This window comes from Streptococcus oralis (genome assembly GCF_021497945.1).
GTDB lineage: Bacteria > Bacillota > Bacilli > Lactobacillales > Streptococcaceae > Streptococcus > Streptococcus oralis_BR.
On sequence record NZ_CP046524.1, the window covers coordinates 634219 to 654452 of the forward strand.

General features: G+C 41.8%; 25 protein-coding genes. 24 read left to right on the forward strand and 1 reads right to left on the reverse strand.

Translation table 11 applies throughout. The features are described from left to right. The first annotated feature begins 25 nt into the window (after positions 1-25). The 7 genes from GOM47_RS03290 to GOM47_RS03320 all read left to right on the forward strand — a co-directional run bounded on the left by GOM47_RS03290 (position 26) and on the right by GOM47_RS03320 (position 6018). The gene (locus tag GOM47_RS03290) at positions 26-982 is read left to right on the forward strand and encodes a TIGR01212 family radical SAM protein (protein WP_235081063.1); all 957 of its coding nucleotides are present in this window, start codon (positions 26-28) and stop codon (positions 980-982) included. After that, positions 966-1523: a tRNA (mnm(5)s(2)U34)-methyltransferase gene (locus GOM47_RS03295; protein ID WP_235081064.1), complete on the forward strand. Its 558-nt coding sequence runs from the start codon at positions 966-968 to the stop codon at positions 1521-1523. The genes GOM47_RS03290 and GOM47_RS03295 overlap by 17 nt, the downstream gene beginning before the upstream one ends. Then, positions 1516-1770 carry a hypothetical protein gene (locus GOM47_RS03300; protein ID WP_000361094.1) on the forward strand — a complete coding sequence of 85 codons (255 nt, stop codon included), beginning with the start codon at positions 1516-1518 and terminating at the stop codon, positions 1768-1770. The genes GOM47_RS03295 and GOM47_RS03300 overlap by 8 nt, the downstream gene beginning before the upstream one ends. Positions 1771-1781: 11 nt before the next feature. Next, positions 1782-3836, forward strand: coding sequence for a cation:proton antiporter (locus GOM47_RS03305; protein ID WP_235081065.1), 2055 nt, complete (start codon positions 1782-1784; stop codon positions 3834-3836). A 35-nt stretch (positions 3837-3871) separates the two neighbouring features. Next, on the forward strand, positions 3872-4756 hold the full coding sequence (locus tag GOM47_RS03310) for a YihY/virulence factor BrkB family protein (RefSeq protein ID WP_235081066.1): 885 nt from the start codon (positions 3872-3874) through the stop codon (positions 4754-4756). A gap of 88 nt (positions 4757-4844) precedes the next feature. Further along, complete coding sequence (locus GOM47_RS03315) at positions 4845-5297, forward strand: MarR family winged helix-turn-helix transcriptional regulator (RefSeq protein ID WP_235081067.1); 453 nt, start codon at positions 4845-4847, stop codon at positions 5295-5297. A 13-nt stretch (positions 5298-5310) separates the two neighbouring features. Next, positions 5311-6018: a B3/4 domain-containing protein gene (locus tag GOM47_RS03320; protein WP_235081068.1), complete on the forward strand. Its 708-nt coding sequence runs from the start codon at positions 5311-5313 to the stop codon at positions 6016-6018. Positions 6019-6079: 61 nt separating this feature from the next. On the opposite strand, the gene queA is transcribed toward GOM47_RS03320, so the two are convergent. Further along, positions 6080-7108: a tRNA preQ1(34) S-adenosylmethionine ribosyltransferase-isomerase QueA gene (gene queA / locus GOM47_RS03325; RefSeq protein WP_235081069.1), complete on the reverse strand. Its 1029-nt coding sequence runs from the start codon at positions 7106-7108 to the stop codon at positions 6080-6082. A gap of 145 nt (positions 7109-7253) precedes the next feature. Between queA and GOM47_RS03330 the strand changes: the two genes are divergently transcribed. The 17 genes from GOM47_RS03330 (at position 7254) to pstA (ending at position 20228) form a co-directional block, all read left to right on the forward strand. After that, positions 7254-7961 (forward strand): glucosamine-6-phosphate deaminase, encoded by a 708-nt coding sequence (locus GOM47_RS03330; protein WP_235081070.1) that lies wholly within the window; start codon positions 7254-7256, stop codon positions 7959-7961. 277 nt (positions 7962-8238) lie between these two features. Continuing rightward, the gene (gene rpsU / locus GOM47_RS03335) at positions 8239-8415 is read left to right on the forward strand and encodes a 30S ribosomal protein S21 (protein ID WP_000048054.1); all 177 of its coding nucleotides are present in this window, start codon (positions 8239-8241) and stop codon (positions 8413-8415) included. Between the two features lie 130 nt (positions 8416-8545). After that, complete coding sequence (gene hprK, locus GOM47_RS03340) at positions 8546-9481, forward strand: HPr(Ser) kinase/phosphatase (protein ID WP_038805477.1); 936 nt, start codon at positions 8546-8548, stop codon at positions 9479-9481. Then, the gene (gene lgt, locus GOM47_RS03345) at positions 9474-10262 is read left to right on the forward strand and encodes a prolipoprotein diacylglyceryl transferase (RefSeq protein ID WP_235081071.1); all 789 of its coding nucleotides are present in this window, start codon (positions 9474-9476) and stop codon (positions 10260-10262) included. The genes hprK and lgt overlap by 8 nt, the downstream gene beginning before the upstream one ends. After that, positions 10263-10646, forward strand: coding sequence for a DUF948 domain-containing protein (locus GOM47_RS03350; protein ID WP_235081072.1), 384 nt, complete (start codon positions 10263-10265; stop codon positions 10644-10646). 15 nt (positions 10647-10661) lie between these two features. Then, the gene (locus GOM47_RS03355; RefSeq protein WP_235081073.1) at positions 10662-11060 is read left to right on the forward strand and encodes a YtxH domain-containing protein; all 399 of its coding nucleotides are present in this window, start codon (positions 10662-10664) and stop codon (positions 11058-11060) included. A gap of 72 nt (positions 11061-11132) precedes the next feature. Continuing rightward, positions 11133-12263, forward strand: coding sequence for a radical SAM family heme chaperone HemW (gene hemW / locus GOM47_RS03360; protein WP_235081074.1), 1131 nt, complete (start codon positions 11133-11135; stop codon positions 12261-12263). Positions 12264-12267: 4 nt separating this feature from the next. Continuing rightward, positions 12268-13005 carry an acyl-[acyl-carrier-protein] thioesterase gene (locus tag GOM47_RS03365; RefSeq protein ID WP_235081075.1) on the forward strand — a complete coding sequence of 246 codons (738 nt, stop codon included), beginning with the start codon at positions 12268-12270 and terminating at the stop codon, positions 13003-13005. 10 nt (positions 13006-13015) lie between these two features. After that, complete coding sequence (locus tag GOM47_RS03370; protein WP_235081076.1) at positions 13016-13789, forward strand: TIGR01457 family HAD-type hydrolase; 774 nt, start codon at positions 13016-13018, stop codon at positions 13787-13789. Further along, positions 13779-14399 (forward strand): TIGR01906 family membrane protein, encoded by a 621-nt coding sequence (locus GOM47_RS03375; protein WP_235081077.1) that lies wholly within the window; start codon positions 13779-13781, stop codon positions 14397-14399. Before GOM47_RS03370 ends, GOM47_RS03375 begins: the two co-directional genes overlap by 11 nt. A gap of 197 nt (positions 14400-14596) precedes the next feature. After that, positions 14597-14998: a Spx/MgsR family RNA polymerase-binding regulatory protein gene (locus tag GOM47_RS03380; RefSeq protein WP_235081078.1), complete on the forward strand. Its 402-nt coding sequence runs from the start codon at positions 14597-14599 to the stop codon at positions 14996-14998. Beyond that, positions 14999-15277: a UPF0223 family protein gene (locus GOM47_RS03385; RefSeq protein WP_235081079.1), complete on the forward strand. Its 279-nt coding sequence runs from the start codon at positions 14999-15001 to the stop codon at positions 15275-15277. Further along, positions 15267-16040 (forward strand): inositol monophosphatase family protein, encoded by a 774-nt coding sequence (locus tag GOM47_RS03390; protein WP_235081080.1) that lies wholly within the window; start codon positions 15267-15269, stop codon positions 16038-16040. Before GOM47_RS03385 ends, GOM47_RS03390 begins: the two co-directional genes overlap by 11 nt. Continuing rightward, a complete protein-coding gene (locus GOM47_RS03395) occupies positions 16041-17345 on the forward strand; it encodes an RsmF rRNA methyltransferase first C-terminal domain-containing protein (protein ID WP_235081081.1) in 1305 nt (434 codons plus the stop codon). Between the two features lie 213 nt (positions 17346-17558). Continuing rightward, entirely contained in the window at positions 17559-18437 is an 879-nt protein-coding gene (locus tag GOM47_RS03400) for a phosphate ABC transporter substrate-binding protein PstS (protein ID WP_235081082.1), read from the forward strand. Beyond that, on the forward strand, positions 18437-19354 hold the full coding sequence (gene pstC / locus GOM47_RS03405) for a phosphate ABC transporter permease subunit PstC (protein ID WP_001070951.1): 918 nt from the start codon (positions 18437-18439) through the stop codon (positions 19352-19354). The genes GOM47_RS03400 and pstC overlap by 1 nt, the downstream gene beginning before the upstream one ends. Then, positions 19344-20228, forward strand: a complete 885-nt coding sequence (gene pstA, locus GOM47_RS03410) for a phosphate ABC transporter permease PstA (protein WP_235081083.1) — start codon at positions 19344-19346, stop codon at positions 20226-20228. The genes pstC and pstA overlap by 11 nt, the downstream gene beginning before the upstream one ends. The last annotated feature ends 6 nt before the right edge of the window (positions 20229-20234 follow it).

The following is a 20234-nucleotide window of genomic DNA, read 5'->3' on the forward strand; positions in this document are numbered from 1 at the left end:
GAGATTGTAGGTGTTTTTTGTTATAATGAAAGTTATGAAATCTTATAATACCTTGAATGATTATTATCGAAAACTTTTTGGAGAAAAGACTTTCAAAGTTCCTATTGATGCGGGATTTGACTGTCCCAATCGGGATGGAACTGTAGCTCATGGGGGTTGTACCTTTTGTACGGTTTCGGGTTCTGGAGATGCTATCGTGGCACCGGATGCTCCTATCCGCGAGCAATTTTATAAGGAAATTGACTTTATGCATCGCAAATGGCCAGATGTTAAAAAGTATCTGGTTTATTTTCAAAACTTTACCAACACCCATGAAAAGGTGGAAGTGATTCGGGAACGCTATGAGCAGGCTATCAATGAGCCAGGTGTAGTAGGGATCAATATCGGAACACGGCCAGACTGTTTACCCGATGAAACCATCGAATATTTGGCTGAGTTGTCGGAACGAATGCATGTGACGGTAGAATTGGGCTTGCAGACAACCTTTGAAGCAACCTCTGACCTGATTAACCGTGCTCATTCCTATGAATTGTATGTTGAAACAGTAAAACGCTTGAGGAAATATCCCAAGATTGAAATTGTTTCCCATTTGATCAATGGTTTACCCGGTGAGACTCATGAGATGATGGTCGAAAATGTTCGTCGCTGTGTTACGGATAATGATATTCAAGGAATTAAGCTGCACTTGCTTCACCTCATGACCAATACACGGATGCAGCGGGATTATCACGAAGGACGTTTGCAACTGATGAGTCAGGACGAATATGTCAAAGTCATCTGTGACCAACTGGAAATCATACCCAAGCATATCGTCATTCATCGAATCACAGGAGATGCACCGAGAGATATGTTGATTGGTCCCATGTGGAGCCTCAAAAAATGGGAAGTGCTAAATGCTATTGAAACTGAAATGAGACGCCGCGGAAGTGTTCAAGGATGCAAGGCTGTAAAACAGGAGTTTGAAAATGAAAAGACCACTTGAGATGGCACATGATTTTTTGGCTGAGGTTGTGACTCAGGATGATATCGTAGTGGATGCGACCATGGGCAATGGCCATGATACCCTTTTTCTAGCCAAGCTGGCCAAGCAAGTCTATGCCTTTGATATCCAGGAGCAGGCTTTGGAGAAGACGCAAGAGCGTTTGGATCAGGCTGGAATGACAAATGCCCAGTTAATCTTGCAAGGTCATGAGACACTTGATCAATTTGTTACAGAAGCTAAGGCAGGGATTTTTAATCTGGGTTATCTGCCTTCTGCTGACAAATCCGTTATCACCCAACCTCAGACTACTATCGAAGCCTTAGAAAAGCTGTGTCATTTACTTGTTAAGGGTGGAAGGATTGCCATTATGATCTACTATGGTCATGAAGGAGGAGACACCGAGAGGGATGCTGTATTGGATTTTGTTAGCCAGTTGAACCAACAAGAGTATACAGCGGCCATTTATCGAACCCTCAACCAAGTTAACAATCCACCGTTTTTAGTTATGATTGAGAAATTAGAAAGATATAGACATGGATAAGCAATACCTACGTGAGAAATTAGAGGCTATGCGCCAAAATTTTGTCGAGTCAACGCATCACGAGCGAGCAGTCGGGGTGCTCGACGAAGCACATATGAGCAAGAAAATGCTTAAAATCAAGAAAAAATTAGTGGCTCTTGAAATGGAACGATGCCAAAAAAAAATTGAGCACAAAGACTGTTCTAAGATTGATCAGAAAATCCAAGAGCAAAAGGAGATTTTTGAATCTTGTTGTAAAAAAGATTAAGGAGGGTCTAGATGACACTACTAATTTACCTGATTCTATTTTTATTAGTCTTAATCGTTTCAACTACGACCAATAAACTTCTACCTTTTTTGCCCCTCCCCCTAGTACAAATCCTTTTGGGGCTTGGCATTGGTCTTTTTTTGCCCAATACTGACTTTCATCTTAATACAGAGCTGTTTCTGGCCATGGTTATTGGCCCCTTACTTTTCCGAGAGGCAGAAGAAGCCGATATTACATCTGTTTTAAAACACTGGCGCATCATTGTCTACTTAATCTTTCCAGTAATTTTCATCTCTACCTTGAGTTTGGGAGCCTTGGCTCATTTCCTTTGGCTCAGTCTTCCTTTAGCTGCCTGTGTGGCTGTTGGGGCAGCGCTTGGTCCGACAGATCTGGTAGCCTTTGCTTCTCTTTCTGAGCGTTTTCGTTTTCCAAAACGGGTATCCAATATTCTCAAAGGAGAAGGACTTCTAAATGACGCTTCTGGCTTGGTTGCCTTTCGAGTGGCTCTGGCTGCTTGGACAACTGGCGCTTTTTCCCTCAGTCAGGCTGGAACATCCCTAGCACTTTCTATCCTTGGTGGTTTTGCAGTCGGTTTTGTGACGGCAATGATCAATCGTTTCTTGCATACATTTTTACTGAGTGTGCGAGCGACAGATATAGCGAGTGAACTCTTGCTTGAACTGAGTTTGCCTCTCATGACCTTCTTTATCGCTGAAGAAATCCATGTTTCAGGGATTATCGCAGTTGTAGTCGCAGGCATTTTGAAGGCCAGTCGTTTCAAAAAAATCACGCTCCTCGAAGCTCAAGTAGATACTGTTACAGATACGGTTTGGCATACCGTAACCTTTATGCTCAATGGTTCGGTCTTTGTCATCTTGGGAATGGAATTGGAAATGATAGCAGAACCTATCCTGACCAATCCCCTTTATAGCCCCTTACTACTATTAGTATCGGTTGTTTTGCTGACATTTTTACTTTTTGCAATTCGCTTTGTCATGATTTATGGTTTCTATGTTTGGAGAACACGACGCCTCAAGAAAAGTCTCCGTAAATACATGAAGGATATGCTCCTTTTGACCTTCTCTGGTGTAAAAGGAACGGTCTCTATTGCCACCATACTTCTCATACCAAGCAATCTAGAGCAGGAGTATCCCCTCTTACTTTTTCTAGTAGCGGGTGTCACGCTATTAAGCTTTCTAACAGGTCTCTTAGTTCTTCCCCACCTTTCCGAGGAACAAGAAGAAACAAAAGATTACCTCATGCACATTGCGATTTTAAATGAGGTCACAGCAGAATTAGAAAAAGAACTGGAAGGGCATAAGAATAAACTTCCCCTTTATGTAGCTATTGATAATTATCACGGTCGAATTGAAAACCTAATCCTTAGTCAAGAAAACAAAAGTGCCCAAGAGGACTGGGAGGCTTTAAAACTCCTCATCTTGAGTATCGAAAGTGATGGTTTGGAACAGGCTTACGAGGAAGAGAAAATCGGTGAACGTGGTTATCAAGTTTATCAACGCTATCTGAAAAATATGGAGCAGAGTATCAATCGCAAGGTGGCTTCCCGCCTAACATATTACTTCCTTGTGTCGCTCCGTATCTTGCGTTTTCTCCTGCATGAATTGCTGACCTTTGGCCAGACCTTCCGTAGTTGGAATGACAAGGAGCAACGTCGCCTTCGAGCTATTGACTATGATCAAATATCCGAACTCTATCTGGAGAATACGGAGTTGATTATCGAAAGTTTGGAAAACCTAAAAGGAATCTACAAGAGTAGTCTGATTAGCTTTATGCAGGAGTCTCGCTTGCGTGAAACAGCTATTATCGGTAGTGGGGCCTTTGTCGAACGTGTTATCACTCGTATCAAACCAAACAATATCGATGAAATGCTAAGAGGTTACTACCTAGAACGTAAGTTAATCTTTGAATACGAAGAGAAGAAATTGATTACGACCAAGTATGCCAAAAAATTACGGCAAAATGTCAACAATCTTGAAAATTATTCTCTAAAAGAAGCCGCAAATACCCTACCCTATGATATGATGGAATTAGTCAGAAGAAATTAGTTTAGGAAAACAAAGTGTATTAGGAGGATCGCAACATGAAAAAGTGGTGGAAAGAGCTGATGGAACGGCCCTTGTTGAAAGCTTTTTTACATTTTTATCAAGCTTCTGATAGTGAACTGACCAGTGTTGCGGTTGCTTATTATTGGTTGGTTTCAATCTTCCCCTTGCTGATGATAGTGGTCAATATTTTGCCCTATTTTCAAATTCCGATTTCAAATTTTTTGCTTACCATCAAGGAATTTGTACCTGATACGGTCTATGATGTGGTCGCAAAGATTGCCCGAGAAGTCCTGACTCAACCATCGACTGGTTTGCTGAGTTTTGCAGTTTTGTCTGCCTTTTGGACCTTCTCGAAATCGATGGATTTCCTCCAAAAAGCTTTTAATAAGGCCTATGGAGTGGCCAAGAGCCGAGGAATTATCTCCCATCAATTGATGAGTTTACTCGTCAGCTTTGGCTTGCAGATTCTTTTTGCCCTAGCCTTATTTTTAAGTATGTTTGGGCGTATGTTGCTCAACCTGCTCAAAACTTACTGGCAATCAGACAGTCCTTTCTTTGATTATCTACAGGACTTTACAGGCCCTTTGATTTATGCCTTACTCTTTGCCATCTTGGTCATGCTCTACTATTTCCTTCCAAATGTCAGAGTCCCTCGTATTCGCTACGTTTTTCCTGGTAGTATCTTTGTTTTGCTGACTCTTGTCTTTCTGTTGAATATCTTTTCTGTCTATTTCAATAACTATGTCAACCATCTAGTCGACGTCCGATTTTTCAGCTCCATTATCGTTGTGGTCATGATGTTCTGGTTTATTCTCATCGCAAAGATTCTGATTATCGGAGCAGTTATCAATGCCAGTGTACAGAGTTTGAAAGATCCAAAGTTTCGTGATAACACATTCTTTTTAAAAAATGAAGAATAAAAAAGACGCTTTGTTTTCAAAGTGTCTTTTTATTGCATTTGCAACAAAAATGTGCTATTCTATCATCATAGATACGAGAGGAGGAAACATGTCGTTATTACGCGAAATCGGAGTTATAGCCCGTGCCCTAGATTCTATTGCGAATATTGAGTTTCGTGATATTGAACTAGCTCGTGGGCAATATCTTTATTTAGTACGAATCAAGGAGAATCCAGGAATCATTCAAGAAGCCTTGTCGGATTTACTGAAAGTTGACCGTTCGACAGTTGCTCGTTCAGTAAAAAAACTGGAAGGAAAGGGGTTAATAAAACAAGGAATGACCAGTACAAATCGGAAAAATAAAGAGTGGTTTGTCACTGAAAAAGGAGATGCACTTTATCCTTTTATCCTTGCTGAACATCACTATTCAGAGAACTCTGCCCTAAAAGGATTTTCTAGGGAAGAGGCCAGGGAACTGGAGAGTCTACTAATTCGGGTTAGAAAAAATATTACAAGTGATTGGGATATGGTCAAAAAAGGCCAGAAAAGAAATTATTTATAATAAGAGGTGAAAGATGAAAGTTATCGTTGAAAATGAATTTTGGAGCTTGTTTCCAGAAGCACAGATTAGCGTTTTAGTAGTAAAGGGATTAGATAATACAGTTGATGAAAGCAAGGATCCCTATTTCAAAACCTTACTAGATAAGGGAGCTAAACGAGCTGAGGATTTCATTTCAGATGAGAATTTTACTCAGAATGATGTCATTCAAGAATGGCGTCAGGCTTTCAGCAAGTTCAAAACGAAAAAGGGAGCACGCTCCTCTATAGAAGCTCTGCTTAAAAGGGTTAGTCAGGGAAGAGAGTTTAATCCCATCAATCCCTTAGTAGACATCTATAATAGTGTCTCTCTATCTTATGCGGTTCCCTGTGGTGGCGAGGATGTGAACAAGATTGTAGGCAATCTTCATCTTGGTCAGGCTAAGGGAGGAGAACCTTTCTTTCCACTAGGAGCTGAAAACGATGCGCCTGCACTTCCAGAAGAACTGATCTATTACGATGATGAAGGAGCGGTTTGTCGTTGTCTCAACTGGAGAGAGGCACAGAGAACCATGCTGACAGAAGAGACAAAAGATGCTGTCTTAGTGATTGAAGCGATCAATGCTGAACAGGCAACGCGTGCTAGGGCTGCCATGGAAGAATTACAGGACTTGGTAAAGGACTACTTTGGTGTTCAAGGCAAACTGGTTCATCTAACTTCTGAGTCCCCAGAAATTACACTTTAAACAGAAATAGCCCTGTCATCTCTTAGGAATAAACTATCCTAAAGAAATGGCGGAGCTATTTTTAATAGATAAACATGGCATCACCAAAACTGAAGAAACGGTAGTGTTCTTGAATAGCGTGCTGGTAAGCATCTAGGACTAAGTCACGACCTGCAAAGGCAGAAACCAACATGACGAGAGTTGATTTTGGCAGATGGAAGTTGGTTGAAAAAGAATCCACAACCTTCCAGTCGTATCCAGGTTTGATAAAGATATTGGTCCAACCAGAATCTGCTTGGATTTGCCCATCAAACTTAGAACCGATGGTTTCCAGTGTGCGGATCGAAGTGGTTCCGACGGCAATGACACGGCCTCCATTTTCCTTGACAGAGCGAAGGGTGGCTGCTGCTTCATCAGAAAGTTGGTAGAACTCTGAGTGCATCTCATGTTCGTCCAGATTGTCAACAGAAACAGGTCTAAAAGTTCCTAAACCAACGTGGAGAGTCAAATAAACCAAATGGACACCCTTGGCTTGGATTTCTGCTAGCAGTTCTTTGGTGAAGTGGAGGCCAGCAGTTGGTGCAGCAGCAGAGCCACTTTCCTTAGCGTAGACGGTTTGATAACGTTCACGGTCATCTAGTTTTTCGTGGATATAAGGCGGTAGTGGCATTTCACCTAGACTTTCCAAGACTTCTAGAAAAATTCCTTGGTATTCAAAGCGGACAATACGGCCCCCGTGGGTCAATTCTTCCGTAACGACAGCGCTGAGGCGACCATCACCAAAGTTGACACGAGTGCCAACCTTGAGGCGTTTGGCAGGTTTAGCCAGAACTTCCCACTCATCACCACTAGTATTTTTGAGTAGGAGAAGTTCCACATGGCCTCCTGTCTCTTCCTTTTGGCCATAGAGGCGGGCAGGAAGAACGCGGGTGTCATTCATGACAAGGGCATCACCAGGTTCCAGCATGTCGATAATAGAGTGGAAGTGTTTATCCTGCATTTCTCCCGTCTCGCGATTAACGATAAGGAGTTTGGAGGCATCTCGTTTTTCAAGTGGCGTTTGGGCAATCAATTCCTCAGGCAAGTGGAAATCAAAATCAGCTGTATTCATTTTTCATTATTCTTTCTAAGTTCTAATCTTATCCATTATAACATGTTTCAAGTTTAGACGCTCTTTTTTTAGAAATTAAATCGTTTTCACTTGACAAAAATTGGTCTATACCATATAATAAATATAGAAACATGGAGGATATAAAATGAAAGTTATAAAAGTTGAGAATCAAGTCGAAGGTGGAAAAGTAGCTTTTGAGATTTTGAAGGAAAAATTGGCCAATGGTGCTCAAACATTAGGACTTGCAACAGGAAGCAGCCCGCTTGAGTTTTACAAGGAAATCGTTGAGAGTGACCTTGATTTTTCAAATCTAACTAGTGTGAACCTTGATGAGTATGTAGGGCTTGATGGGGACAATCCACAGTCTTATCGTTACTTCATGCAGGAAAACTTGTTCAACCAAAAATCATTTAAAGAAAGCTTCTTGCCACGTGGTGTTAAGGATAATGCTGAAGAAGAAGTAGAACGCTATAATCAAATTTTGGCTGACCATCCAGTTGATTTGCAAATCTTGGGAATTGGTCGCAATGGACATATCGGATTTAATGAGCCTGGCACTCCATTTGACAGTCAAACGCATCTAGTCGAACTTGACCAATCTACAATCGAAGCCAATGCTCGCTTCTTTGACAAGATTGAAGACGTTCCAACCCAAGCCATTTCAATGGGGATTAAAAATATCTTGGATGCCAAGTCAATTATTCTCTTTGCTTACGGTGAATCAAAAGCTGAAGCTATTGCTGGAACAGTATCAGGCCCAGTAACTGAAAGTCTACCAGCAAGTAGCCTACAAAACCACCCTGATGTGACTATTATTGCGGATGCAGCAGCGCTAAGCTTACTCGAAAAATAAAAATTACAAGAACCACTTGCTCTTTGGAGTGAGTGGTTTTTGAGATCTTGAATTGATATCGCTTAACAATCACCAAGCTCTCATTGTAAGTGGAGAACGGAGAAAATTTTTGACAGTGCAGATTTTAAATATGGGTATCACGGTATCTATTGTAACAATTTGGTTCTTTCTAGGGAAGAAAGTGAAGATAATATAAGTTTATGGCAGTTTTCCCTTGACATTTATTCATTTTGCGTGTAAAATGGAGTAGATCTTGAACTTGAAGGGAGTGAAAAAAATGTCTAAAACAGTAGTACGTAAGAATGAATCTCTTGACGATGCACTTCGTCGTTTCAAACGTGCGGTTACTAAAGCTGGTACTCTTCAAGAAACACGCAAACGTGAATTCTATGAAAAACCTTCTGTAAAACGTAAACGTAAATCAGAAGCAGCTCGTAAACGTAAAAAATTCTAATTAGAAATGAAAGGCTAGAGAAATCTAGTCTTTTTATTTTTAAATAAATACTGTAAATCCTGCAAAAAAAGGAAACTTCCAACTACAATTTGATATAATAGTAGGGAGAACTCGATTGAAGGAGGAAATTATGTCGGTTTTAGTAAGAGAAGTCATTGAAAAGCTCAGACTAGATATTGTCTATGGTGAAGGCGAATTGCTTGAAAAGGAAATAAATACTGCGGACATTATGAGACCTGGTCTTGAAATGACGGGCTATTTTGATTACTATACTCCAGAACGGATTCAACTGTTAGGGATGAAGGAGTGGTCCTATTTGGTCGCTATGCCTGCCCATAATCGTTATCAAGTTCTGAAGAAAATGTTTCTACCTGAAACACCTGCTGTCATCGTTGCTCGTGGCTTGGTAGTGCCAGAAGAAATGTTGAAAGCCGCTAGAGAATGTAAGATTGCGATTTTAACCAGTCGAACATCAACTAGTCGCTTATCTGGAGAGTTATCTAGCTACCTTGATTCCCGTTTGGCTGAGCGTACGAGCGTGCATGGTGTCTTGATGGACATCTATGGCATGGGTGTCTTGATCCAAGGGGATAGTGGTATCGGTAAGAGCGAGACGGGTCTTGAGCTTGTGAAGCGTGGACACCGTTTGGTAGCAGACGATCGTGTAGATATCTTCGCCAAGGATGAAATGACCCTTTGGGGAGAGCCCGCTGAAATTTTGAAGCATTTGCTTGAGATTCGTGGGGTGGGTATTATTGACGTGATGAGTCTCTACGGAGCAAGTGCTGTAAAAGATTCTTCACAAGTCCAGTTGGCTGTTTACTTGGAAAATTATGATACCCATAAGACCTTTGACCGTCTAGGAAATAATGCCGAAGAACTCGAAGTTTCTGGTGTGACGATTCCGCGTATCCGCATCCCAGTAAAAACAGGACGCAATATCTCAGTTGTTATTGAGGCGGCAGCCATGAACTATCGCGCTAAAGAAATGGGATTTGATGCGACGCGTTTATTTGAAGAACGCTTGACTAATCTTATCTCCAAAAATGAGGTGAAAGATGATTAATCCAGTTGCATTTGAAATCGGTCCTTTTTCCGTTCGTTGGTATGCTTTGTGTATTGTAGCTGGATTGGTTTTGGCAGTTTATCTTGCCATGAAAGAAGCTCCTAAAAAGAAAATTCTATCAGATGATATTTTGGATTTTATCCTGATTGCTTTCCCAGTAGCTATTTTAGGTGCTAGACTATACTACGTACTCTTTCGCTTAGATTATTATCTGCAAAATTCAGGTGAAATCATTGCCATCTGGAATGGTGGCTTGGCCATTTATGGAGGTTTGATAGCGGGCGCTATTGTCCTTTATATCTTTGCAGATAGAAAGCTGATTAATACTTGGGATTTCTTAGATATTGCAGCTCCGAGCGTTCTGATTGCCCAAAGTTTAGGACGCTGGGGGAACTTCTTTAACCAAGAAGCCTACGGTGCAACGGTAGATAGTCTGGATTATTTGCCAGGCTTTATCCGTGACCAGATGTACATTGATGGTAGCTACCGTCAGCCGACCTTCTTATATGAGTCTGTTTGGAATCTGATTGGTTTTGCTTTAATCTTGATTTTTAGACGAAAATTAAAGGGAATCAGACGCGGTCATATCACTGCTTTCTACTTGATTTGGTATGGCTTTGGACGTATGATCATCGAAGGCATGCGGACAGACAGCCTCATGTTCTTTGGCCTACGAGTTTCCCAATGGTTATCAGTTGTCCTTATCGGACTCGGTATTTTTATCATACTTTATCAAAATCGAAAGAAAGCCCCTTTCTATCATACAGAGGAGGAAAAATAAATGTTAGAAGTTGCATATATACTTGTTGCGATTGCTTTGATTGTCTGTTTAGTCTATTTGACAATTACGATTCAAAAAGCAGGTCGTATGATTGATGAGACAGAGAAAACCATCAAAACGTTGAGCTCAGATGTGGACGTTACCTTGCATCAGACCAATGAATTGTTGGCTAAGGTCAATGTGTTAGCAGACGATATCAATATCAAAGTTGCGACGATTGATCCACTTTTTACAGCTGTGGCGGACTTGTCTGAGTCAGTTTCTGACCTCAACCAACATGCACGTGTTTTAGGCAAAAAAGCTTCATCTGCTGGTTCAAAGACCATCAAGACAGGTGCAGGCTTGTCAGCTCTTCGTGTCGCAAGTAAATTTTTCAAAAAATAAAAAAGGAGAAATCTTATGGGAAAACTATCCTCTATCCTTTTAGGAACGGTTTCTGGTGCAGCTCTTGCTTTGTTTTTGACGAGTGACAAGGGTAAGCAAGTTTGCAGTCAAGCTCAAGATTTTCTAGATGATTTGAGAGAAGATCCAGAATATGCCAAAGAGCAAGTCTGTGAGAAATTGACAGAAGTGAAGGAACAGGCAAGGGACTTTGTGCTGAAAACAAAGGAACAGGTAGAATCTGGTGAAATCACTTTTGATAGTGTCCTTGACCAAGCTAAAAACTGTGCTCGACAAGCGACGGAAACGTCAAAAGAAACCTTTAACAATCTCAAGGAGCAGTGGCAAGAACAGTCAGCAACTCCAGATATCGTAGAAGACGAAGAAGAGATTATTATTGATATTACAGAAGAATAAAACATCACCATCTCTGGTTCTGGAGATGGTGATTTTTATCTGGAAACCAGTCTTTGTGGTATAATAAGTACTATGCAGAAAAAACCAACGTCAGCCTATGTGCATATTCCCTTTTGTACGCAGATTTGTTATTATTGTGACTTTTCAAAAGTTTTTATCAAGAATCAGCCAGTAGATAGTTATTTGGAGCATCTGCTAGAAGAGTTTCGTTCTTATGATATCCAAAAGTTGTCAACTCTCTATATTGGAGGAGGGACGCCAACGGCACTGTCTGCTTCCCAATTAGAAGTGCTCTTGGATGGCTTGACTAAAAACTTGGATTTGTCTGTCTTGGAAGAGTTGACCATTGAGGCCAACCCAGGCGACTTGGACGCAGATAAGATTGCGGTTTTGAAACAGTCGCCAGTCAATCGTGTTTCCTTGGGTGTGCAGACTTTTGATAATAAAATGCTGAAAAAGATTGGGCGCAGTCACTTGGAAAAGGATATTTATGAAAATATCGACCGTCTCAAACTGGCTGGTTTTGACAATATCTCCATTGACTTGATTTATGCATTGCCTGGTCAGACCATGGAGCAAGTAAAGGACAATGTAGCTAAGGCTATCTCGCTTGATATTCCTCATATGAGCCTTTATAGCTTGATTTTGGAGAATCATACGGTCTTTATGAACCGCATGAGACGTGGGAAATTGCCCCTGCCCAAGGAAGAGTTAGAAGCGGAGATGTTTGACTACATCATCGCAGAACTGGAGCGAGCTGGTTTTGAGCATTATGAGATTTCCAATTTCTCCAAACCGGGCTTTGAAAGTCGCCACAATCTCATGTACTGGGACAATGCCGAGTATTATGGTATCGGTGCGGGTGCTTCAGGTTATGTGGACGGGGTGCGTTATAAAAACCATGGACCTATCCGTCACTATCTCAATGCGGTAGAGACAGGAAATGCTCGGATAACAGAAGAATACCTGAGCCAAAAGGAGCAGATGGAAGAAGAAATGTTTTTGGGACTCCGCAAGAAATCTGGGGTTTCCATGGTGCGATTTGAGGAAAAATTCGGGCGATCCTTTGATGGACTTTATGGAGAAGTCATCAGAGACTTGGTTCAACAAGGACTCATGCAGGTCGATGGTGACCGTGTCCGAATGACAAAGAGAGGTCTCTTTTTAGGAGACACTGTAGCAGAACGATTTATTTTGGAGTAGAACGATGGGCTTAACTTATCAAATGAAAATGAAAATTCCTTTTGATATGGCGGACATGAACGGTCATATCAAACTTCCAGATGTGATTTTGCTGTCCTTGCAAGTATCAGGTATGCAGTCAATTGAACTGGGAGTTAGTGACAAAGATGTGCTAGAACGTTACAATCTGGTCTGGATTATTACAGATTATGCGATTGACGTGGTACGTTTGCCTCGCTTTGCTGAGGAGATTACGATTGAAACAGAAGCATTGACTTACAATCGTCTTTTTTGTTACCGCCGTTTCACTATCTATGATGAAGCAGGTCAAGAAATCATTCGCATGGTAGCAACCTTTGTTCTCATGGACCGAGACAGTCGGAAAGTTCATGCTGTCGAACCGGAGATTGTTGCTCCTTATCAGTCTGAGTTTGATAAAAAACTCATCCGTGGGCCAAAGTATGCAAATCTAGAAGATCCGATCAGTAAAGACTACCATGTTCGTTTTTACGACTTGGATATGAATGGTCATGTCAATAATAGCAAATACCTGGATTGGATTTTTGAGGTCATGGGAGCAGACTTTTTGACCAAGTATATTCCAAAGAAAATCAACCTCAAATATGTCAAAGAAGTGCGATCAGGCGGCATGATTGCTTCAGCTTATGAACTCAAGGGACTAGAAAGCAAGCATGAGATTCTCAGTGATGGCGAGATCAATGCCCAAGCTATGATTACGTGGCAAGAAATTGAAGCGAATTAGAAAGGGCGATATGGCTTATAAAGGTTATTTAATTGATTTAGACGGAACTATCTACAAGGGGAAAGACAGAATTCCCGCGGGTGAGGCTTTTGTCCATGAGTTGCAAAAGCGAGAAATTCCTTATCTTTTTGTAACCAACAATACAACCCGAACTCCAGAGAGTGTTCAAGAGATGTTGGCTCAGAATTTTAATATTAATACCCCTCTATCAACTGTCTACACAGCGACTTTGGCAACCATCGACTATATGAATGACTTGGGACTGGAAAAGACAGTCTATGTCATTGGTGAAGCAGGGCTCAAGGATGCCATTCAGGTGGCAGGTTATGCGGAAGACAAGGAAAATCCAGCCTATGTGGTCGTTGGACTGGACTGGCAAGTTGACTATGAAAAATTTGCCACAGCAACTCTAGCTATCCAAAAGGGTGCTCACTTTATCGGAACCAATCCAGACCTCAATATCCCGACGGAACGTGGTCTTTTGCCTGGTGCTGGTTCACTAATTACACTTCTTGAAGTAGCAACACGTGTAAAACCAGTTTATATCGGAAAACCGAATGCGATCATCATGGAAAAGGCCGTGGAACATCTAGGTATAGATCGAGAAGACTTGCTCATGGTTGGGGATAACTACCTGACAGATATCCGAGCAGGGATTGACAATGGCATTCCAACTCTCTTGGTGACGACAGGTTTTACCAAAGCAGAAGAAGTGGCTGACCTACCAATTGCACCAACTCATGTAGTTTCTAGTCTTGCGGAGTGGAATTTTGATGAAAACTAAACTAACCTTTTGGGGCTCTATGCTCTTTCTCCTCTCCCTGTCTATCCTACTGACGATTTATCTGGCATGGGTTTTCTATCCCATGGAGATTCAGTGGCTGAACTTAGCGGATCGAGTCTATCTAAAGCCCGAAACCATTCAGTATAACTTCCATATCTTGATGAATTACCTGACCAATCCCTTTAGTCTGGTCTTGCAGATGCCTGATTTTCGTTCATCAGCGGCTGGTATACACCACTTTGAGGTGGTGAAGAATCTCTTCCACCTAGTTCAGCTAGTTGCCCTAGTGACGCTACCAAGTTTCTATTTCTTTGTTAGAAAGATTGTGAAAAAAGGCTTTTTGCCCCTATATCGTAAAAGTATCTTGACTTTAGTGCTATTGCCTCTAGTCATTGGCCTTGTAGGAGTGTTGATTGGTTTTGAGCAATTTTTTATACTTTTCCATCAGGTTCTCTTCTTCGGAGATGATACCTGGCTTTTTGATCCCGCAAAGGATCCCGTTATTTTGATTTTACCAGAGGCCTTCTTCCTCCATGCTTTCCTTCTCTTCTTTGGACTCTATGAAAGTTTCTTTGGTTTTCTTTATTTGAAAAGTCGTAGAATACTTTAATGTGTTGCATTGATAAAACAGAGATGAAGTTAAAAATTCTTACGAGGAGTGAATTAACTTCATCGGAATTGAGTAATTCGTTCGCATACAGTCTATTTTTCTTGAAAAAATAGGCTTTTTTTCTAAAAATCCCTAGTCAAGCGCTTTATTTTTTTGTATAATAAGAATAGCAAAGTATAGATAAAGAAGAGAAAAGCATGATTACACTATTTTTATCACCGAGCTGTACATCATGTCGTAAGGCAAAGGCCTGGTTAGAAAGTCATAAGGTGCCCTTTCAAGAGCATAATATTATGACCAGTCCTTTAACGAGAAAAGAACTGCAACATATTCTTTTCTTGACCGAAAATGGTACTGATGACATCATTTCAACTCGTTCAAAAATTTTTCAAAAATTGGATATTGATGTAGAGAGTATTTCGGTATCGGAGTTGCTTCAGTTGATTGAGCAATATCCTAGTCTTTTGCGTCGCCCAATTATTACAGATACCAAACGCATGCAGATCGGTTTTAATGAAGATGAGATTCGTGCTTTTCTCCCTCGTAGTTACCGTAAACAAGAACTAAAAGAAGCAACATTGAGAGCTGGTATTGGATAGATGAACAAACAGTATAGTTACCCACTAGATTTGTCGTGGAGCACTGAAGAACTTGCTTCAGTGCTTTCTTTTTTTAATGATGTTGAAGCTGCCTATGAAGACAAGGTAGAAGCAAAAAAACTGCTAGAGTCTTACAAGGAATTCAAATTGGTTGTGCCAAGCAAGAGTGAAGAGAAACGTTTGGGACGAGAATTTGAAACAGTTAGTGGCTATTCGCTTTACCGAGCAGTTCAATTAGCAAAAGAAAAAAGAGAAGGGAAGATTTCTCTTGGAAACTAAATTTGAATTTGCTAAACAGATTGTGCAGGAAGCTGCCAATTACATTTTAGCTCACATGAAAGAAGATTTGCAGGTTGAGTGCAAGTCTTCACCTACTGACTTAGTGACACGTTTGGACAAGGAGGTCCAGGAACTCTTGGTTGATCGGATCAAGTCCTCCTATCCTGAGGACTTGATTTGCGCGGAAGAGGGCTGTTTACGTGCTGCGGTCGGTCAAGGTTCCGTTTGGGTGATTGATCCCATTGACGGTACCAATAATTTTGTTGCCCAGCAGGAAGATTTTGCAGTTATGTTGGCCTATTTTGAAAATGGGGTTGGGAAATTTGGTATCATTTATGATGTCATGAAAGGGGATTGTTACCATGGTGGTGGTGCCTTTCCTCCTTGTTGTAATAATGAGCCCTTACCGACTTTTAAAAAGAAACCTCTTCAAGAATTTTTAGTGGCTGGTAACTCAGCTATGTTTGAAACCAATGAGTGGGGCTTGGCAGATTTGGGCCGAGCAGCGTTAGGAGTCCGTGTCTATGGTAGTGCGGCCATTAGTTTTGCCAAGGTTTTATCGGGTCGTCTTCTGACTTATATTACCTACTTGCAGCCATGGGATTACGCTGCGGCTAGTATTTTAGGGGAAAGTCTGGGTTATCGTCTTCTTACGGTATCAGGTGAGCCCGCTGATTTTAAAACGCGTCAGCCTGTCATGATGGTGCCAATCGAGATGCAAGAAGAGATTCAGTCTTATATCTACGAAAGGAAAGAGAACTAAATGCAATTTCCAGAAGGATTTGTTGAAAAATATGAAGCGATACTAGAAGATGAGGCAAGAGATTTTCTTGCCTCTTTTAAGCAGGAAGCGGTTTCGGCTTTTCGGGTTAATCCCTTAAAAGAAAGTCAGCTATCGTTTGCTGATGCCATTCCTCGTACACCTTGGGGGCACTATGGAAAAGTTTCTGGGAAATCTCCGGAGCACGTTACGGGTCTCGTTTATTCACAAGAGCCTGCAGCCCAAATGGTGGCCCAGGTAGCTCAACCAAGTCCTGGCATGAAGGTCTTGGACTTGGCGGCAGCACCAGGTGGAAAATCCACTCAACTAGCAGCTTATCTGGCTAATCAAGGAGTCCTTGTTTCCAACGAAATTTCAAGCAAGCGTGCTAAGATTTTAGTGGAAAATATGGAGCGATTTGGAGCGACAAATGTTGTCGTGACCAATGAATCTGCTGACCGCTTAGCCAAGGTTTTTAAAGGTTACTTTGATGTGATTGTCCTTGATGCACCTTGCTCGGGTGAAGGGATGTTCCGTAAACAACCAGATGCCATGGATTATTGGAACATCGACTATCCGAGCCAATGTGCCAGTCTCCAAAGAGAGATTTTAGAAGATGCAGTGACCATGTTGGCAGAAGGTGGCCGTCTGGTTTATTCGACCTGTACCTGGTCGCCAGAGGAAAATGAAGAAATCGTTCGTTGGCTACTAGATGCTTATGATCTTGAATTACTTCCAGTCGAGCATGTGAATGGTATGGTAGCAGGAATTGATCTTCCTGAAACGGCTCGGATGTACCCTCACCATTTCAAGGGAGAAGGCCAGTTTGTAGCCCACCTGCAGTTTAAGGGACAAAATCCAGCACCTAAATTCAAAGCTAGCAAGAGCAATCTCAGTCGTGAACAGCTGGCTTTGTGGCATGATTTTACCCAAAAACACTTTCGGGTCAATCTAACTGGTATCTTGCAAACTTTTGGAGACCAGCTCTATCTCTTGCCAGAGATGCTACCTGATCTAGGGAAACTCAAAATTGCCCGAAATGGGCTCCATCTGGGGACTTTTAAGAAGAAACGCTTCGAACCAAGCTTTGCTCTGGGATTAGCCTTGAAACCAAGCCAAGTACTTCAAAGTGTCGAAATCAATGATGAGGACTTTGTAAAATATGCGGCTGGTGAGACCGTTCAATTGTCTGAAGCTCGACCAAATGGCTGGTACCAAGTTGTGGTTCAAGGAAACGGATTAGGCTTTGCCAAGGTAACGGGAAATGTTTTGAAAAATTATTATCCAAAAGGACTCAGATTCAGGTGAAAAAGCTAGTCAAAGAGCCTATTCTATGTTATAGTGGAAGTATGAGTTTTTTCTGATAGTCTTTCATTTTTACTTATATTATGTGATGAATTGACTGGTCCTCAATGGGGCTTCCAGCCTATAAATCGTAAACCAAGTCTTATCATCACTGATTGATATGATAGGAACAGAAAGAAATCAGAGCATTCATCATTATGTTCAAGGAGAAAAATAGTGAAAAAAAGAAAAAAGCTCGTCCTATCTCTTGCGACTCTTTTGCTGGCAGGTTCTCTAGCAGGATGTGCAAGCTGGATTGATCGTGGAGAATCCATGACAGCCGTTGGTTCAACTGCTCTTCAGCCTCTTGTCGAAGCGGCAGCAGATGAATTCGGTTCTAGAAACATCGGAAAAACAGTTAATGTTCAAGGTGGTGGATCGGGTACAGGACTATCTCAAGTCCAGTCTGGAGCAGTTGACATCGGGAACTCTGACGTCTTTGCAGAGGAAAAAGAAGGAATCGATGCTTCGGCTCTAGTAGACCACAAGGTTGCAGTGGCTGGTCTTGCAGTGATTGTAAACAAGGAAGTGGATGTTGAAAATCTCACAACCGAGCAACTTCGTAAAATCTTTACTGGTGAAGTGACTAACTGGAAAGAGGTTGGTGGCAAAGACCTGACTATTTCAATCATCAACCGAGCAGCAAGTTCTGGTTCACGAGCGACGTTTGATACGGTGGTTATGAATGGCCAATCTGCTATGCAGAGTCAGGAGCAGGATTCTAACGGGATGGTCAAGTCCATTGTATCCCAAACGCCTGGAGCCATTTCTTACCTGGCTTTTGCCTATGTAGATGACTCAGTGAAAAGCATGAAACTGAATGGGTATGAACCTACGTCTGAAAATGTAACGACCAACAACTGGCCTTTGTGGTCTTATGAACATATGTACACACTCGGTCAGCCAAATGAGTTAGCTGCTGAATTCCTGAATTTCGTCCTCTCAGATGAAGCTCAAAATGGGATTGTTAAGGGAATGGGCTATATCTCTATCAATGAAATGAAAGTCCAAAAGGATGCTTCAGGTACCGTTTCAGCAGTAGAAGGAGGTCAATAATGAATCAAGAAGAATTATCAAAAAAATTACTCTCTCCTTCAAAGAACTCTCGCCTTGAGAAGTTTGGTAAAGGTTTGACCTTCACTTGCCTTTCTTTGATTGTTATCATTGTGGCAATGATTTTGATTTTTGTAGCCCAAAAAGGCTTATCGACCTTCTTTGTCAATGGGGTGAACATCTTTGATTTCCTCTTTGGACAAACTTGGAATCCTTCAGGGAAACAATTTGGTGCCCTTCCGATGATTTTGGGTTCCTTTATTGTGACGATTTTATCAGCCCTCATCGCAACACCCTTCGCTATCGGAGCTGCAGTCTTTATGACAGAAGTATCACCAAAGGGTGCAAAGATTTTGCAACCAGCCATTGAACTCCTCGTCGGTATTCCTTCAGTCGTCTATGGATTTATCGGTTTGCAAGTTGTGGTGCCTTTTGTTCGTAGCGTCTTTGGTGGAACTGGTTTTGGGATCTTGTCAGGGATTTTCGTTCTTTTTGTCATGATCCTACCAACTGTAACCTTTATGACAACAGACAGCTTGCGTGCTGTTCCTCGTCATTACCGTGAAGCTAGTTTAGCTATGGGAGCCACTCGTTGGCAAACCATCTGGCGTGTGACCTTGAAAGCAGCACGTTCAGGTATTTTTACTGCAGTGGTCTTTGGGATGGCGCGTGCCTTCGGTGAAGCCCTGGCTATTCAGATGGTTGTCGGAAACTCAGCGGTTATCCCAACCTCGTTAACAACACCAGCTGCGACTTTGACTTCTGTTTTGACTATGGGTATCGGAAATACCGTCATGGGAACGGTTGATAATAACGTTCTCTGGTCACTGGCCTTAGTCTTGCTCTTGATGAGTTTGGCCTTTAACAGTGTGATTAAATTGATTACGAAAGAAAGAGGAAAGAAAAACTATGCACGCTAAGAAATTAGATAAACTTGCAACAGCTATCCTCTATACCATCGCGGGTGTCATCGTGGCCATTTTGGCATCTTTGATTCTCTATATCTTGGTGAGAGGGTTACCGCATATCTCTTGGTCCTTCTTGACTGGGAAATCCTCCTCTTATCAAGCAGGCGGGGGTATTGGGATTCAGCTCTATAATTCCTTCTTCCTTTTGGTCATTACCTTGATCATTTCTGTTCCTTTATCCATGGGAGCTGGCGTTTTCCTCGCTGAGTATGCCAAAAAAGGACCTGTGACCAATTTTATTCGTACCTGTATTGAGATTTTGTCTTCTCTACCATCAGTCGTTGTGGGTCTCTTTGGTTACTTGATTTTTGTAGTCCAGTTTGAGTATGGATTTTCAATCATTTCAGGTGCTTTGGCCTTGACGGTGTTTAATCTGCCACAGATGACTCGAAATGTTGAGGATAGTTTAAAACACGTTCACCATACACAACGTGAGGCTGGCTTAGCTCTTGGAATTTCTCGTTGGGAGACTGTGGTCCATGTCGTCATTCCAGAAGCCCTTCCAGGTATCGTAACGGGTGTTGTCTTGGCATCTGGCCGTATCTTTGGTGAGGCCGCCGCTCTTATCTATACGGCAGGACAATCCGCTCCCGCCCTTGACTGGTCTAACTGGAATATCCTCAGTGTTACCAGTCCTATCTCAATTTTCCGTCAAGCAGAAACCTTGGCTGTCCACATTTGGAAGGTCAACAGTGAAGGAACCATTCCTGATGCTACTATCGTATCAGCAGGTTCTGCCGCCGTGCTCCTCATCTTTATCTTGATTTTTAACTTTGGAGCACGCAAACTCGGAAGCTATTTACACAAGAAATTAACCGCTGCCTAAAGGAGA

What these genes read in the sequence shown, in the direction of transcription:
- lgt (WP_235081071.1), top strand. Translation starts at nt 9,474, where the DNA reads ATGATTAATCCAGTTGCATTTGAAATCGGTCCTTTTTCCGTTCGTTGG.
- rpsU (WP_000048054.1), top strand. Translation starts at nt 8,239, where the DNA reads ATGTCTAAAACAGTAGTACGTAAGAATGAATCTCTTGACGATGCACTT.
- GOM47_RS03310 (WP_235081066.1), top strand. Translation starts at nt 3,872, where the DNA reads ATGAAAAAGTGGTGGAAAGAGCTGATGGAACGGCCCTTGTTGAAAGCT.
- GOM47_RS03320 (WP_235081068.1), top strand. Translation starts at nt 5,311, where the DNA reads ATGAAAGTTATCGTTGAAAATGAATTTTGGAGCTTGTTTCCAGAAGCA.
- GOM47_RS03370 (WP_235081076.1), top strand. Translation starts at nt 13,016, where the DNA reads ATGGCTTATAAAGGTTATTTAATTGATTTAGACGGAACTATCTACAAG.
- GOM47_RS03330 (WP_235081070.1), top strand. Translation starts at nt 7,254, where the DNA reads ATGAAAGTTATAAAAGTTGAGAATCAAGTCGAAGGTGGAAAAGTAGCT.
- GOM47_RS03290 (WP_235081063.1), top strand. Translation starts at nt 26, where the DNA reads ATGAAAGTTATGAAATCTTATAATACCTTGAATGATTATTATCGAAAA.
- GOM47_RS03380 (WP_235081078.1), top strand. Translation starts at nt 14,597, where the DNA reads ATGATTACACTATTTTTATCACCGAGCTGTACATCATGTCGTAAGGCA.
- GOM47_RS03355 (WP_235081073.1), top strand. Translation starts at nt 10,662, where the DNA reads ATGGGAAAACTATCCTCTATCCTTTTAGGAACGGTTTCTGGTGCAGCT.
- GOM47_RS03300 (WP_000361094.1), top strand. Translation starts at nt 1,516, where the DNA reads ATGGATAAGCAATACCTACGTGAGAAATTAGAGGCTATGCGCCAAAAT.
- pstA (WP_235081083.1), top strand. Translation starts at nt 19,344, where the DNA reads ATGCACGCTAAGAAATTAGATAAACTTGCAACAGCTATCCTCTATACC.
- GOM47_RS03385 (WP_235081079.1), top strand. Translation starts at nt 14,999, where the DNA reads ATGAACAAACAGTATAGTTACCCACTAGATTTGTCGTGGAGCACTGAA.
- GOM47_RS03315 (WP_235081067.1), top strand. Translation starts at nt 4,845, where the DNA reads ATGTCGTTATTACGCGAAATCGGAGTTATAGCCCGTGCCCTAGATTCT.
- GOM47_RS03375 (WP_235081077.1), top strand. Translation starts at nt 13,779, where the DNA reads ATGAAAACTAAACTAACCTTTTGGGGCTCTATGCTCTTTCTCCTCTCC.
- queA (WP_235081069.1), bottom strand. Translation starts at nt 7,108, where the DNA reads ATGAATACAGCTGATTTTGATTTCCACTTGCCTGAGGAATTGATTGCC.
- GOM47_RS03395 (WP_235081081.1), top strand. Translation starts at nt 16,041, where the DNA reads ATGCAATTTCCAGAAGGATTTGTTGAAAAATATGAAGCGATACTAGAA.
- GOM47_RS03350 (WP_235081072.1), top strand. Translation starts at nt 10,263, where the DNA reads ATGTTAGAAGTTGCATATATACTTGTTGCGATTGCTTTGATTGTCTGT.
- hprK (WP_038805477.1), top strand. Translation starts at nt 8,546, where the DNA reads ATGTCGGTTTTAGTAAGAGAAGTCATTGAAAAGCTCAGACTAGATATT.
- GOM47_RS03295 (WP_235081064.1), top strand. Translation starts at nt 966, where the DNA reads ATGAAAAGACCACTTGAGATGGCACATGATTTTTTGGCTGAGGTTGTG.
- hemW (WP_235081074.1), top strand. Translation starts at nt 11,133, where the DNA reads ATGCAGAAAAAACCAACGTCAGCCTATGTGCATATTCCCTTTTGTACG.
- GOM47_RS03365 (WP_235081075.1), top strand. Translation starts at nt 12,268, where the DNA reads ATGGGCTTAACTTATCAAATGAAAATGAAAATTCCTTTTGATATGGCG.
- GOM47_RS03305 (WP_235081065.1), top strand. Translation starts at nt 1,782, where the DNA reads ATGACACTACTAATTTACCTGATTCTATTTTTATTAGTCTTAATCGTT.
- pstC (WP_001070951.1), top strand. Translation starts at nt 18,437, where the DNA reads ATGAATCAAGAAGAATTATCAAAAAAATTACTCTCTCCTTCAAAGAAC.